Annotated in this window: 10 protein-coding genes; 5 read left to right on the top strand and 5 right to left on the bottom strand. The window is 68.9% G+C overall.

What is annotated here, in order from left to right:
- Positions 1 to 2 precede the first annotated feature (2 nt).
- The 4 genes from FQY83_RS16330 to FQY83_RS16315 form a co-directional block, all read right to left on the bottom strand.
- On the bottom strand, positions 3 to 506 hold the full coding sequence (locus FQY83_RS16330; RefSeq protein WP_146389076.1) for a methylated-DNA--[protein]-cysteine S-methyltransferase: 504 nt from the start codon (positions 504 to 506) through the stop codon (positions 3 to 5).
- Entirely contained in the window at positions 503 to 2,065 is a 1,563-nt protein-coding gene (locus tag FQY83_RS16325; RefSeq protein ID WP_146389074.1) for a DNA-3-methyladenine glycosylase 2 family protein, read from the bottom strand. Before FQY83_RS16325 ends, FQY83_RS16330 begins: the two co-directional genes overlap by 4 nt.
- A gap of 110 nt (positions 2,066 to 2,175) precedes the next feature.
- Complete coding sequence (locus FQY83_RS16320) at positions 2,176 to 3,459, bottom strand: alkaline phosphatase family protein (RefSeq protein WP_146389072.1); 1,284 nt, start codon at positions 3,457 to 3,459, stop codon at positions 2,176 to 2,178.
- A gap of 172 nt (positions 3,460 to 3,631) precedes the next feature.
- The gene (locus tag FQY83_RS16315; RefSeq protein ID WP_146389070.1) at positions 3,632 to 4,405 is read right to left on the bottom strand and encodes a ThuA domain-containing protein; all 774 of its coding nucleotides are present in this window, start codon (positions 4,403 to 4,405) and stop codon (positions 3,632 to 3,634) included.
- A gap of 226 nt (positions 4,406 to 4,631) precedes the next feature.
- Here FQY83_RS16315 and FQY83_RS16310 point away from each other — a divergent pair, with 226 nt between their 5' ends.
- From FQY83_RS16310 to FQY83_RS16290, 5 genes are all read left to right on the top strand, one after another.
- A complete protein-coding gene (locus tag FQY83_RS16310) occupies positions 4,632 to 4,946 on the top strand; it encodes a hypothetical protein (RefSeq protein WP_146389068.1) in 315 nt (104 codons plus the stop codon).
- A gap of 158 nt (positions 4,947 to 5,104) precedes the next feature.
- Positions 5,105 to 6,778 carry a urocanate hydratase gene (gene hutU, locus FQY83_RS16305; RefSeq protein ID WP_146389066.1) on the top strand — a complete coding sequence of 558 codons (1,674 nt, stop codon included), beginning with the start codon at positions 5,105 to 5,107 and terminating at the stop codon, positions 6,776 to 6,778.
- 207 nt (positions 6,779 to 6,985) lie between these two features.
- Complete coding sequence (locus FQY83_RS16300) at positions 6,986 to 8,425, top strand: MATE family efflux transporter (protein ID WP_146389064.1); 1,440 nt, start codon at positions 6,986 to 6,988, stop codon at positions 8,423 to 8,425.
- Between the two features lie 242 nt (positions 8,426 to 8,667).
- Complete coding sequence (locus FQY83_RS16295) at positions 8,668 to 11,181, top strand: NHL domain-containing protein (protein WP_158636542.1); 2,514 nt, start codon at positions 8,668 to 8,670, stop codon at positions 11,179 to 11,181.
- A gap of 180 nt (positions 11,182 to 11,361) precedes the next feature.
- The gene (locus FQY83_RS16290) at positions 11,362 to 13,200 is read left to right on the top strand and encodes a glycoside hydrolase family 2 protein (protein WP_202878208.1); all 1,839 of its coding nucleotides are present in this window, start codon (positions 11,362 to 11,364) and stop codon (positions 13,198 to 13,200) included.
- Between the two features lie 12 nt (positions 13,201 to 13,212).
- Here FQY83_RS16290 and FQY83_RS16285 read toward each other — a convergent pair whose 3' ends face one another.
- Entirely contained in the window at positions 13,213 to 14,325 is a 1,113-nt protein-coding gene (locus FQY83_RS16285) for a DUF1615 domain-containing protein (RefSeq protein ID WP_146389060.1), read from the bottom strand.
- Between the last annotated feature and the right edge of the window lie 52 nt (positions 14,326 to 14,377).

Genomic DNA, 14,377 nt, shown 5'->3' with positions numbered 1-14,377 from the left:
CCCTATGGGAACAGGTCGAACTCAGGGGGCAGGGCGCCTTCCAGCTTCAGCAGGAACTGCTTGGTCGGCAGGCCGCCGCCGAAGCCGGTCAGCGAGCCGTCGGCGCCGATGACGCGATGGCAGGGCAGCACGATCGGCAGCGGGTTGCGTCCGTTGGCGGCGCCGACCGCGCGCGTCGCGCTCGACCTGCCCACGCGCGCGGCGAGTTGCGCGTAGCTGATCGTCTCGCCGTAGGGAATCGTGGCCAGCGTGCTCCAGACCTTGCGCTGGAATTCGGTGCCGTGCGGCGACAGCGGCAGGTCGAACGCGCGCCGCTTGCCGGCGAAGTACTCGTCGAGCTGCCTGCCGGCCTTGCGCAGCGTGGCGTTGTCGCCTTCGCGCCAGTCGCCGTCGCGCTTCACCGGATGCCGGTTGTCGCGGAACTCGATCGCGCGCAGGCCGTCGTCGTCCGCGGCGACGAACAGCGGGCCGACGGGACTGTCGACGAAGGCGGTGAGGACGGTCATGCGGGTTTCCTCCGTGCGGGGGATGTGCGGGCAGGCGGGATGTTCCGGAGCGTTGTCGCAGGCTGCGCCAGCGCGGCGTCGCGCCACAGCTGGATGACGGCGTAGGCGCGCCAGGGCCGCCAGTCTTCGGCGCAGGCCAGCAGCGCCTTCTCGGTCAGCCGGCTTTCCTCTTGCGCCGCGGGATAGTGCTTTTGCAGCACGAGATCCCCGGCGGGAAAGGCGTCGGGATGGCCGAGCGCGCGCAGCGCGATGTATTGCGCGGTCCAGGCGCCGATGCCGGGCAGGGCGGTCCAGCGCGCGACGAAGTCGTCCAGGGTGCGCTCGGCGCGGAAATCGACGCGGCCATCGACGACTGCTTGTGCGATCGTGCGGATCGTCGCGGCGCGTGCGGCGGTCAATCCGATGCCGGCGAGATCGGCGTCGGCCAGGCGCTCGGGCGTCGGGAAAAAATGCTGCAGGCCGGTCGCGGCGAAGGTTTCGGGCAGCGGTGTGCCGAAGCGCTCGGCCAGCCGCGCGGTCACCGTGCGCGCCGCAGCGACGCTGACCTGTTGCCCGACCACCGCGCGCACCGCGATCTCGAAGCCGTCCCAGCCGCTGGGCAGGCGCAGTCCCGGCCGCTTGCGCAGCAGCGCGCGCAGGCGCGCGTCGCGCGACAGGGTGGCGCCGATGGTCCGTGGATCGGCATCGAGGTCGAACATCCTGCGCACGCGTTCGACCAGCGCCAGCAGCTGCGATGGCGGGCAGCCGTGCAGCTCCAGCTTCAGCGCATGGCTTTGGCCGCCGTCGCCGTCCGGCCAGGCGCTGACGCGCAGCCAGCCGGGCGCGGCGGCATCGCCGACCACGCGCAGGTAGGCCTGCGCATCGACGGCTTCCACCCCGGGCAGCGCGCGCCCGCGCAGGAAATCCAGCATCGCCGCGAAATCGTAGGGCGGGCGATAGTGCAGGCGCAGCGCCAGCACGTCGCCCCCGACCGTCCGCGGCCGCTGGCGCAGTTCGCGCGGCGCCATGCGGTAGGCCTCGCGGAAGGTCGTGTTGAAGCGGCGCAGGCTGCCGAAGCCGGCGGCGAGCGCGATCTCGGTGATCGGCAGCGCCGTTTCGGTCAGCAGCTGTTTCGCGAACAGCAGGCGCCGGGTGCCGTGCACGCCGATTGGCGGCGCGCCGAGGCGTTCGACGAACAGCCGCCGCAGCTGCCGTTCGCCGACGTGGACGCGTTCGGCCAGCGCCGACAGCGACTGCTCGGCGAGGAAGCCGTGGTCGATCAGCTTCAGCGCGCGCGCGACTGTTTCGTCGCCGCGCCGCCAGGCGCCGTCGGCGGGCGACAGCTCCGGCCGGCAGCGCAGGCAGGGCCGGTAGCCCGCGGCTTCCGCGGCGGCGGCGTTCGCGTAGTAGGCGACGTTGCGCGACTTCGCCGGCGGCGCCGGGCAGGTCGGGCGGCAGTAGATGCCGGTGCTCGACACCGCGGTGAAGAACAGGCCGTCGAAGCGCGGGTCGCGGCTCAGGCGCGCCTGTTCGCAGATGGCCGGATCGGGCAGGGCGGCGCGGGCGACGGGATTCGACATGGGCGCAGTCTAGCGCCGGGAGCGGCGCCGGACTCGCCGTTTTCGGACATCAATGCGCCGCCGCAGGGTCTTGCCCAGGGGAGACCTGCAGGAACGGGCCGGGGCCCTGTTCAGTCGGAACCGGCGTCGCGCAGCGCGGGCCGCAGCGGTTCGATCGAACCGTCGTTGGGCGCCGGTTCGATGCCGAGCAGATGCGCAAGCAGGGGGTAGACATCGACGTTGTCGAAGGCGGGCAGCACCACGCCCTCGCGGAACGACGGTCCCGTCGCGACGAACAGGGCGTGCATCGACGGTAGCGCCGGATCGTAGCCGTGCGAACCGCGCTCGTGCGCGGGGCGCCTGGCGGCCGCCGCGCGCGGCAGCATGTCCCAGCCCTCGTGCATCTGGCAGACGATCGGCGCGACACGCGGATGGCTGCCATAGTGCCAGCGCGCGGGGAGTTCGCCCTTGCGCCAGCAGTCGTACTGCGCGTGCGCGCCGAGCAGCTTCCGTTCGACCCGTGTCTCGAACCCGGCGTTCGGCACCACCTGGACCACCTGGCCGGTGCTCACCACGGTCGCTTCCTCGCGCGACACCACGTCTTCCACCACCACCCACTGCCCGGGCGGCACCCTGGCCATGCCGTGGTCGGACACCACGATCAGGTCGACGCCGTCGCGCAGCCCGCGCGCCTGCAGGCCTTGCAGCAGGCGCCCGAGCGCGGCGTCGACCGTGCGCACCGCCGCCTGCGCCTGCAGCGAGTCCGGCCCGTATTCGTGCGCCTGCTTGTCGACGGTCTCGAAGTACAGCGTCACCAGCCGCGGGCGCGTGTCCCGGTCTTCCGACAGCCAGTCGAGCACGGTGTCGACGCGGACCTCGAGCGGGAGGGTGTCGCTGTCGACGTATTCGGTCCAGCGGGTCGGGCGGACGCCGGCGATCTCCGCCTCGCTGCCCGGCCAGTACAGCGTCGCGCTGCGCAGGCCCGCCTTTTCCGCACGCACCCAGATCGGCTCGCCGCCCCACCAGCGCGAATCGCCGACCGCGGTGCGGTTGGACAGCCAGAAGCCGCCTTCGATCGTCGCGTCGTGCATCGTGTTGTGGACGATGCCGTGGCGATCGGGCCGCAGCCCGGTGACCAGCGTGTAGTGGTTCGGGAACGTCAGCGAGGGATACGAGGGATTCATCCACTCCGCGCGCACGCCTTCGCTTGCGATGCGCGACAGCGCCGGGGCGATGCCGGCATCGAGGTAGCGGGGGTGGAAGCCGTCGAGGGAGACCAGCAGCACGGCGCGCCCATCGGCGGTCGCCGAGGGGGATGCGGGCGTCGATGGCGTCGTCGCGCAGGCCGCCAGCACGCAGGCGAGCAATGCCGGCAGCAGGAACCGCGGCGGCAGGAGGCAGGATGGAAAGTGCATGGCCCGATGATAAGGGCAGGAGATGACGGCTTGCTTGCTCGTCATTCCGGCGAAAGCCGGAATCCATTTGCTTCTGATCCTGCTCGAAAAATCGATAGTGGAAAGGCAATTTGGACCCCAGCTTGCGCTGGGATGACGGCGCCGAAGGTGTAAAGGATGAGATGAAAATGCTCTAGCAGTCGTCAGATTGCCCGGTGGCGTGGCGCAGTCCGCGCAGCAGGTGCGCGCGGAACCTCGCATCGGCGTAGATCGTGCGGTCGTGGCCCAGGCCGGTGTACCAGGCGCGACCGCCGAAGCGCGCGTGGCACCACGCGATCGGGTGGTCCTCGCCCATCGTGCCGCCGTCGTACATGCTTTCGTCGACGGTGGCGACCACGTCCACGAACGGTCGCGGATTGCGGCGGTAGTTGTACAACTCGTCGGTGATCTGCCAATCGGCCGCGCCCGGAAGCTCGCGCCTCGCTTCGAAGCGCACGCTGGACGCCTGCAGCCCGGGCGGGTGGTTCTCGAACCAGGCGCCGACCAGTTCACCGTACCAGGGCCAGTCGTAGGCGGTGTCGGCCGCGGAATGCACGCCGAGGAAGCCGCCGCCGGCGCGCACGTAGCGCTCGAACGCGGCGCGTTGCGCGGGATCGAGGATCGGGCCGGTGGTGTTGACGAAGGCGACTGCGTCGAAGCCTGAGAGCGTTGCGTCGGTGAACAGCGCCGGATCCTCGCTGTGCACGATGTCGTAGCCGGCCTCGGCGGCGAGTTCGCGCATGGCGTCCACGGCGACCGGAATCGAATCGTGGCGCCAGCCCTGCGTTTGGGTGTACACGGCGATGCGCGGGCGTTCGGCCGGGATCGCGGCCGGCGAACGGTTTGCAGGGGAGGGCGTCGTGGCGCAGCCGGCCAGCAGCAGCGCGAGCAGCGACGATATGGAGAAGGCGCGGTGCGGGCCGGTCATTGGCGCATGATAGTGCGTCGGCCATCCTCCAGGCGCCACCGCGGTGGCGCGTGCATGCCTTTGTGCAGGAGCGCCGGGCGCATTCATGAACGGACGCGGCATGGCCTGCCCGCGCCCGCCACGCTGACGACGGTCTGAACTGCGCGCGTGCAAGGCATTGAATCGACGTTGTTTGCGCGTATGTTGTCGGGTGGCCGTCTGGCCGGAATTCGCCATGAGGTACCCCATGAAACATCGCCTGATGACCGCCCTGCTCGTCGGGGCCGCATTCGCCGTCGCCGTGCCCGCCACCGCCTTCGCGCAGGACGAGGAGCTGGAGGAGTCCGGCAGGTCCGCGGCGAAGAAGAAGGCTGATCCCGACGACCGCTTCTGCATCAAGGAGACCGGCTCGCGCGTCGTCGCCACGCGCAACAAGTCGAAGAAGTCGGACGAGGAATGCGTGAATGCCGCGGGTCGCGTCTATACCCGCGAGGACATCGAAAGCACGGGTTCGGCCGACCTGCGCGACGCGCTGCGCCGCCTGGATCCGTCGATCCGCTGATTCCGCGTCGCCAACCGGAACCACCGGCGCCCGGCATTGCCGGGCGCTTTTCGTTGACCGTGGGTCGAGCCTTCAGGAGCGCCTTCAGGCGTGACCGAAGCGCCCGGCCGGGCAACACGAAGTGCGATAATCCGCGCCTCGCTTTCCCGGAGCACGCCATGGCCGCCGACGCGTCCCGCCACGACCCCTCCCGAACCATCCGTGCCCCGCGCGGCAACGCGCTGAGCTGCCGCAGCTGGCTGACCGAAGCGCCGTTCCGGATGCTGCAGAACAACCTCGATCCGGACGTGGCCGAGCGTCCCGGGGACCTCGTCGTCTACGGCGGCATCGGCCGCGCCGCGCGCGACTGGGCCTGCTTCGACGCGATCCTGGAAACGCTGAAGACCCTCGGCGACGACGAGACCCTGCTGGTGCAGTCCGGCAAGCCGGTCGGCGTGTTCCCCACGCACCCGGATGCGCCGCGCGTGCTGATCGCCAATTCCAACCTCGTGCCGCACTGGGCGACGTGGGAGCACTTCAACGAACTCGACCGCAAGGGCCTGATGATGTACGGCCAGATGACGGCCGGTTCGTGGATCTACATCGGCTCGCAGGGCATCGTGCAGGGCACCTACGAGACCTTCGTCGAGATGGGTCGCCAGCACTACGGCGGCAGCCTCAAGGGCAGGTGGATCCTCACCGCCGGCCTCGGCGGCATGGGCGGCGCGCAGCCGCTCGCGGCGTCTCTGGCCGGCGCCTGCAGCCTGACCATCGAATGCAGGCAGGCCAGCATCGACTTCCGCCTGCGCACGCGCTACGTCGACGAGCAGGCGAGCGACCTCGACGACGCGCTCGCGCGCATCGAGCGCTACACGAAGGCGGGCGATGCCAAATCCATCGCGCTGCTCGGCAATGCCGCCGAAGTCCTGCCGGAAATGGTGAAGCGCGGCGTGCGTCCGGACTGCGTCACCGACCAGACCAGCGCGCACGATCCCGTGCACGGCTACCTGCCGGTCGGGTGGACGGTCGAACAGTGGCTGGACGAACAGAAGGCGAATCCGGACCAGGTGCGCGACGCCGCGAAGCGGTCGATGCGCACGCACGTCGAGGCGATGCTCGCCTTCCATGCGCAGGGCATCCCGACCGTCGACTACGGCAACAACATCCGCCAGATGGCCAGGGACGAAGGCTGCGCCAACGCCTTCGACTTCCCCGGCTTCGTGCCGGCCTACGTGCGGCCGCTGTTCTGCCGCGGTATCGGCCCGTTCCGCTGGGTCGCGCTGAGCGGCGATCCCGAGGACATCTACCGTACCGACGCGAAGGTCAAGGAACTGATCCCCGACGACGAACACCTGCATCGCTGGCTGGACATGGCGCGCGAGCGCATCAGCTTCCAGGGCCTGCCGGCGCGCATCTGCTGGGTGGGCCTCGGCCTGCGCCACAGGCTGGGCCTGGCGTTCAACGAAATGGTGCGCAACGGCGAACTGAAGGCGCCGATCGTGATCGGCCGCGACCACCTCGACTCCGGCAGCGTCGCCTCGCCCAACCGCGAGACCGAGGCGATGCGCGACGGCTCCGACGCCGTGTCCGACTGGCCGCTGCTCAACGCCATGCTCAACGTCGCCGGCGGCGCGACCTGGGTCTCGCTGCACCACGGCGGCGGCGTCGGCATGGGTTACAGCCAGCACAGCGGCGTGGTCATCGTCTGCGACGGTACCCCGGAAGCCGACAGGCGCATCGCGCGGGTGCTGTGGAACGATCCCGGGACCGGGGTGATGCGGCATGCGGATGCGGGGTATGACATCGCGAAAGCATGCGCGAGGGAGCAGGGACTTCAGCTGCCGATGGGCTGAGCCAGGACGCCGGACGAAGGTCGGACGATGCGTTGGTCCGGTCGGAATGGCCCATTGCCCCGGCGTGACCGCGACGAGTTGGCCAGCGTAGGCAACGGCGAGCCTTGTTCCGATGCGATGTCGATCTCCGGCATCGTCGTTCGTCGCCCCGGCAAATGGCCGCGCCCCGTGGCGCTGCTACCCTCCCGCCGCGAAGCAGGACTTCCGATGAACAACGAGCCCAAGTCCACCGCCGAGGCGGCGACGGATGCGCCAACGCCGACCGGTTCGACGTGGGCGGCGCTGCGCGACGCGATCCGTGGCGTCAATGCCGACTACACGCGCATCCCGTTGCGCCGCGCGGTGTTCCTGCTGTCGGTGCCGATGGTGCTGGAACTGGTGCTGGAGTCCACGTTCGCGGTGGTGGACATCTTCTTCGTGGCCAGGCTTGGTCCGTCCGCGGTGGCGACGGTGGGTCTCACCGAGACCTATCTGTTCCTGCTGTACTCGATCGCGATGGGGCTGGCGATGGCGGTGACCGCGGTGGTCGCACGCCGGGTGGGCGAAGGCAGGCAGGAGGAAGCCGCGATCACGGCGGTGCAGGCGATCTGGATCGCGGTGCTCGCGTCGCTTCCATTCGCGGTCGTGGGCATCGTCTGGGCGCAGGACCTGCTGCGGCTGATGGGCGCCGATGCATGGACGCTGGAACACGGCTACCGCTACGCGCAGTGGATGCTTGGCGGAAACGCGGTGATCATGCTGCTGTTCGTCATCAATGCGATCTTTCGCGGCGCCGGCGACGCGGCGATCGCGATGCGCGTGCTGTGGGTGGCGAACGGCCTGAACATCGTGCTCGACCCGATACTGATCTTCGGTTTCGGCCCGGTCCCGGCGATGGGCATCGAGGGCGCCGCCATCGCCACCAACATCGGCCGCGGCGCGGGCGTGCTGATGCAGCTGTGGATCCTGTTCCGCGGCGGCAAGCACATCCGCGTGGCCGCGACGCAGTTGGCGGTCAGCGCTCGCGTGCTGTGGAGCATCGTGCGCACCTCGCTCGGGGGCATCGGCCAGATGATCATCGGCATGACCTCGTGGATCTTCCTGATGCGCATCCTGGCCGGGATCGGCAGCGAGGCGGTGGCCGGCGCCACCATCGCGCTGCGGATCATGATGTTCGCGCTGATGCCGGCGTGGGGCATGTCAAACGCCGCGGCCACGCTGGTCGGGCAGAACCTGGGCGCCGGGCAGCCCGGGCGCGCGGAGGCGGCCGTATGGCGCACCGGCTGGTACAACATGGTCTATACCGTCGCGGTGTCGCTGGCGTTCTTCCTGTTCCACGATGGGCTGGTGGCGATCTTCACGCAGGATGCCGGAGTGATCGCCATCGGTGGCGAATGGCTGCGCATCCTGTCGTACTCCTGCTTCGTCTACGGTTGGTGGATGGTGGCCGTGCAGGCGTTCAACGGCGCCGGCGACACGATGACGCCGACCAGGATCAACCTCGTGTTCTTCTGGCTGATCCAGATCCCGCTGAGCTGGTGGCTGGCGCTTGGCCTGGGCTGGCGGCACTCGGGCGTGTTCTGGGGCGTGTTCGTATCCGAGACCTCGGTCGGGCTGTTCACGCTGTGGCTGTTCTCGCGCGGGAAGTGGAAGTCCGCGAAGGTGTAGCGGCGGGCCGGTGCCCCGGGCATCGTTGGCGGAACCGGGGCCGGAAACGATCCCGGGACGGGGTCATGCGGCATGCGGATGCCGGTTACGACGTTGCGAAGCAATGCGCGATGGAACAGGGATTGAAGTTGCCGATGCCGGGCGTCTGATACGCTTCCAAGGGCACAGGGGGAGTGGGGGTCGGCATGATCCGGACGGGATCGGAGAGCTCGGGGTATCTCGGGGGACATTGGCCCGGCGCCTTGCTGGCGCTGCTGCTTTTGGGCCACGCATGCTGGCAGCCGGCCCTGGGGCAAGCGGTCCAGCCCGTCATCACCACCATCGCGGGAGGCGGCGCGCCGGCGACAGGCAACGGAGATGGCGGTCCCGCGACCAGTGCCCGCGTCGAGGAGCCTGTCGGCGTGGCGGTGGATGCGGCGGGCAATGTCTATGTCGCCGAGCGCTACGGGTTCACCGTGCGCAAGGTCGGTACGTCGGGCGTGATCACGACGGTCGCCGGCAACGGTACGCAGATGTTCAACGGCGACGGCATCCCGGCGACGTCCGCTGCCATCGACGTGAGGGGGATCGCCGTGGATGCGGCGGGACACCTGTACATCGCCGATGGCGCGAATGGGCGGGTCAGGAAGGTGTCGCCGGCGGGCATCATCAGCACGATCGCAAGAACCGGCCTCACATTCCCGACGAGGGTGGCCGTCAGCCGTACCGGCACGGTGTTCGTGGTCGACGGCTCCCGGGTCTTCCGCATTGTCGCCGGCGGTGGCATCGAGGCGTTCGCAGGAACCGGGCAACAGGGTTCCAGCGGCGACGGCGGCCCCGCGCTGCAGGCCATGCTCGATGCCCCCAGCTCGATTGCGGTGGACCGGCAGGGAACCGTCTACATCGTCGAGGGGCAGGAGCGGGTACGGCGGATCGGTGCCGACGGCGTCATCAGGACCGTGGCCGGAGGCGGGCATTTCAGGATCGATCCGAAGGCCACCAACTACGACTGGTTGGCGCCGCTGGCGGTGGCCGCGGATTCGAGGGGAAACTTCTACGTTGCCGGGCGCAGCAACGTCGTGCGGATTGTCAATGCGGACGGCATTGCCGCGGACGCCGCGGGGACGACGATCGATGGCGGCGGCTGGGTGGCGGGGGGCAATCACGGATTCGCCGGTGACGGTGGTCCCGCGGTCGACGCCTGGCTTTACGAACCCGAAGCGGTTGCGCTGGACGGGCATGACAACCTCTATATCGCGGATACGCGAAACAACAGGATCCGCAAGGTTACTGCCGTTCCCACTCCGCGCACGCCCGCCGGAATCGATGCGTTCTCGGCCTATCGTGCCTATGGCGTCGGCAGCTACGTCGTGCACGCTGCCATCGGCGATATCAACGGTGATGGCCGGAACGATGTCCTGCTCACGACGGCGACCTGGGGCGGTGACTACGTCGATCCGGAAAAGGACATGCGGCTGTGGCTGTTCCTGCAGCAGCCAGACGGGACCTTGGCCTCGCCCAGGGGCCAGGTCTACGCGCCGACCGAGAGCGGTGGGCGCTTCGGTACCGGGCTGGGTGTCGCCGACCTGAACGGGGACGGGTTCGACGACGTCGTCGTGGGCACGCTCACCGGGATCACGGTGTTCCTCGGCAATGCGACAGGCCTGTCGAGTGGCTTGGCCCATCGATCGAACTTCCCCAACGCCGAGCCCTCCCTCAGCGTCACGATCATGGACGTCGACCGCGACAACCGGCTCGACGTCGTCACCTTGAGCAGCGGCCGGAGCGAGGGCGGATCGTCCTGGCAGGATCGTACGGGACTGATCGTCCACCATGGCAACGGACTCGGAGGGTTCACGAGGCAGTCCTTCATCGAGCGCCCGGCGAACGTGGACTGGACGTTCCTCCGCGCCACGGACGTGAACCGGGATGGCCTTCCGGACCTCACCAGTGGCTGGAGCGGGATCGTGGATGGCTACTATCGAGGGGGTGCGGAGGTCACTCTCCACAACGGCGTCGCCGGCTTCCGGCCCACGACGCGCATCACGCCGGCGCTCGATGTTTCCTGGGGACCGACGTACGCGTTCGGGGACTTCGATGCGGACGGCAGGAAGGACGCGATTGTTTCCCATGTCGCGAACTCGCCCGAGGCAGCCTATGCGCGATTCCGTCACTTGCCCGACGGCGGGTTCGTGGAAGAGGCGGTCTGGCAGGCGTTCGACGTGCCCGAGGAAATGCTGGCCGCAGACATGAATGGCGACGGGCGTGATGACCTGCTGGTCATCCATTCGGGTTGGAGTTCCGTCGGCTATCACGAGCAGACGACGGACAGCGGCCTGGACGTGGAGATCAAGTACTACATCCCGCACTCGTCGCACCCGAAGACGCCTTCCCTTGCGGTTGGCGACCTGAACGGGGACGGGTGCAAGGATGTTGCCATCGCCGATCGGAACCATGGTCTGATCGTGCTTGCCGGGCGGAACTGCATCGTCGCCCGGCGTTCCAATGGATCCCAGCCGCTGGCTCCGGGCGTTTTGACGCGTTCGGGAGGCTTGGCGTCCGCTTCGGGTCCGGATGGCCGGTCCGGGTCGCGGGCGCAGCGAGGGTCTGCAGGCAACGTGGCCGTGCAAGAGTCCGTGCACGACGACGTGACGGGGTCTGTCGAGGATGCGGGTTCCCGGCGATGGCCTTTGCGCCGATCGTTGCTGATCTTCTTCGGCCTGTTCGGAGTGATGGCGACCATGGCCGCATTGAAGTTTCGCATCTATCGTCTGTAGCCAGAGGGGCGGGGTAATCCGGATCATCGCTATCCCTGTGCGTCTGGCGATTTCGACGATGCCGGAAGCATTGATTGACGGCAAAGTCGAGTGGAGCAAGGATCGCCGTTCCGGCGTCCGGTTGGTCGGCCGCGCAAGAGCAGAATCCGGCTTTTCCAGGTCGTGCCAGGGAGGTGATTCGTGAAATCGCAGGTATTCGCACTGTTCTGGCTATTGCTGTGCGCCATGGGCGTTCACGCCAAACCGGCCACCGTGCTGCAGGCCTACGTTCGCGACACGGTGTCGCTGGACGGCGAGTGGAAGGCGATCGTCGATCCCTACGAGAACGGTTACTACGACTACCGCTACCAGCCGTTCGACCAGCGGCCGGAGCCGCCGCCCGGCGCGTTCTTCACCGATTCGAAGATGCAGAATCCGTGGGACCTGATCGAGTACGACTTCGACAAGGCGATGTCGCTGCAGGTGCCCGGAGACTGGAATACGCAGGATACGAGGCTCTACTACTACGAGGGCAGCGTCTGGTACCGCAAGACGTTCGACGCGCCGGCGCGCGGCGCGGCCGATCGCGTGTTCGTCCATTTCGGTGCGGTGAACTATCGCGCCGACGTCTACCTCAACGGGCAAAAGCTCGGCGTGCACGAGGGCGGCTTCACGCCGTTTCATTTCGAGGTTACCGACGGCCTGCGGCCGACGGGCAATTCGCTGGTCCTGAAGGTGGACAACAAGCGCCGCGCGGATGCCGTGCCCACGCTGAACACCGACTGGTGGAACTACGGCGGCATCACCCGGTCGGTGTCGCTGCTGGTGGTGCCGGCGACGTTCGTGCGCGACTACCGGCTGGGGCTGGTGTCGCTGGACGAGTGGGAAGTCGTCGCCAGCGTGCAGCTCGATGGTGCGCGCGGGGGCGAGCCGGTGACGCTGGTCTTGCCGGAGCTGGGCATCCACGAAACCGCCGAGGCGGATGCGCAAGGCCTCGCTGCTTTCCGCTTCCGCGTGCCCGACGCCGGACTGTGGTCGCCGGAAAGCCCACGCCTGTACCGCGTCGAGATCTCCAGCGGCAACGACAGCCTGGTTGACCGCATCGGCCTGCGCACGATCGCCACGCGCGGAAAGCAGCTGCTGCTCAACGGCGAACCGGTGTTCCTGCGCGGGATCTCGATCCACGAGGAGTACTCGGCCGAAGGCGGCGGCCGCGTGCGCGATGCTGCGCAGGCCAGGCAGCTGCTGCTCTGGGCGAAGGAACTGGGCTGCAACTTCGTCCGCCTCGCCCACTATCCGCACAACGAGCACATCGTGCGCCTGGCCGACGAGATGGGCCTGATGGTGTGGTCGGAGATCCCGGTCTACTGGACCATCGACTGGGGCAACGAGGACACCTACCGCAATGCGGAAGACCAGCTCACGGCGATGATCCAGCGCGACCGCAGCCGCGCCGCGGTGATCGTCTGGTCGCTGGCCAACGAGACGCCGGTGTCGGAGGCACGCAACCGGTTCCTGACGCGGCTGGCCGCGGCGGCGCGCGAACTGGACGACAGCCGCCTGCTCAGCGCCGCGATGGAAAAGCATTACCGCAGCGACGATCCGGAGGTCGCGGTGGTCGAGGATCCGCTGGCGGAGCTGGTGGACCTGGTCAGCTTCAACCAGTACATCGGCTGGTACGACGGGCGGCCGGAGAAGATCGATCGCGTGCGCTGGGAGATTGCCTACGACAAGCCGGTGTTCGTCAGCGAGTTCGGCGCCGATGCCCGCCAGGGCCTGCAAGGCGGCATCGAGGAGATCTGGACCGAGGAATACCAGGAGGACCTGTACCGCAGGACCCTGCCGATGCTTGACCGGATCGACGGGTTCGTCGGCACCTCGCCCTGGATCCTCGCGGACTTCCGTTCGCCGCGGCGGGTGCTGCCCGGCGTGCAGGACGACTACAACCGCAAGGGCCTGCTGTCGGAGAAGGGCGTGCCGAAGAAGGCGTTCTTCGTCCTGCGCGACTACTACCGCGGCAAGGCCGCGGAGGAACGCTGACGCCCGCGCCGGTCAGCGCTGCAGGCACTGCCGGTAGCGCGCGTCCACGCGGGTGGCGAACCACTCGGTGGTCAGTTCGCGGGTGATCTTGGGGCTGTCGAGGCGGATGTCCGGGATCAGCGCGCGCGGCAGCGGCCGGCCCGCCTGCGCGTCGGCGATGGCGAAGACGCGCCGGTACAGGTCGGTGTCGTTGAAATCGAGGCGGTCGCCGCGCGCGAGGGCGCGGCGGATGGTGCGATCGTCCGTCCCCAACTGGCCGGAGAGCGTGCGCACCGCGGCTTCCGTGCGACCGGGCTTGTCGAGCGGGGCGCCGGGCAGCAGCAGGTCGCCGTCCAGCGACAGCGGGATGCCGGTGACCTTGGCCACCGCGTCCTGGAACGCCGCATTGCGGCTGGCGTACCAGCCGGCGTTGTAGTCGGCGAAGCGGTGCACCTTGCGCGTGTACGGCGTCTCGTAGCCGAGCAGGTGGGCGATGCCGAAGTACAGCCCGCCGCGGCGGCTGAAGACCTCGTTGCGGATCGAGCCGTCGACGGCGTAGGGATAGCCGCCGGCGTTGGCCTGCGCGAACGGGATGCCGACCTGCATCGCGCCGCCGGTCTGCACCGGGTTCTTCCCCGCGAACAGGCGCTGGCCCATGGGCACGCGGTCGATCAGGTCTTCGTAGAGTTCGCTGAGCTCGCGCTCGGTGCGCACGTGCTGCAGTCGATCGCCATAGCTGCGGCCGTCGCCCGACTTGAGCTTGAGCGCGGCGTCGACGACCAGCTTCGGAACGTGCAGCGCCGCGGCGCGGCGATCGATCTCCGCGCGCGCCACGTGCGGCAGGTTGGCGATGGGCGGGTCGGCCTTGTAGCCGGACTCCTGCTCGATCACGGCGAGCGTCGCGCAGATGTTCTCGGCGTTGGGCGGGATGCGCTGCGCGGTGAACGCGACCTGGATGTCGGTCGCCCAGCCCTGCCGGTCGGCGACGGAGGCGGGGATGCGGCGCGCGATCTCCGCTCGCGTCTCCACGGGATCGGGCACCGGTGCGGAGGGCGGCTGCGTCGCGCAGCCGGCCAGCGCGAGCAGCGCCGCGATCGCGAGACATCCGCGGCGGCGTGGCCGGGCAGGGGGCGTGCGCGTGTTCACTACGCACTCCGTGCAGGCAGTGACGATCCGGGTGTCATCCCCGGAATGACGG

It is taken from the genome of Luteimonas marina (assembly GCF_007859325.1).
Taxonomy (GTDB): domain Bacteria; phylum Pseudomonadota; class Gammaproteobacteria; order Xanthomonadales; family Xanthomonadaceae; genus Luteimonas; species Luteimonas marina.
The sequence above is the reverse complement of the archived record's forward strand: the minus strand, read 5'-3'. Positions and strand labels throughout refer to the sequence as shown.

Coding starts and splice junctions, on each gene's coding strand:
- hutU (WP_146389066.1), top strand. CDS start 5,105: ATGGCCGCCGACGCGTCCCGCCACGACCCCTCCCGAACCATCCGTGCC.
- FQY83_RS16325 (WP_146389074.1), bottom strand. CDS start 2,065: ATGTCGAATCCCGTCGCCCGCGCCGCCCTGCCCGATCCGGCCATCTGC.
- FQY83_RS16330 (WP_146389076.1), bottom strand. CDS start 506: ATGACCGTCCTCACCGCCTTCGTCGACAGTCCCGTCGGCCCGCTGTTC.
- FQY83_RS16310 (WP_146389068.1), top strand. CDS start 4,632: ATGAAACATCGCCTGATGACCGCCCTGCTCGTCGGGGCCGCATTCGCC.
- FQY83_RS16320 (WP_146389072.1), bottom strand. CDS start 3,459: ATGCACTTTCCATCCTGCCTCCTGCCGCCGCGGTTCCTGCTGCCGGCA.
- FQY83_RS16300 (WP_146389064.1), top strand. CDS start 6,986: ATGAACAACGAGCCCAAGTCCACCGCCGAGGCGGCGACGGATGCGCCA.
- FQY83_RS16315 (WP_146389070.1), bottom strand. CDS start 4,405: ATGACCGGCCCGCACCGCGCCTTCTCCATATCGTCGCTGCTCGCGCTG.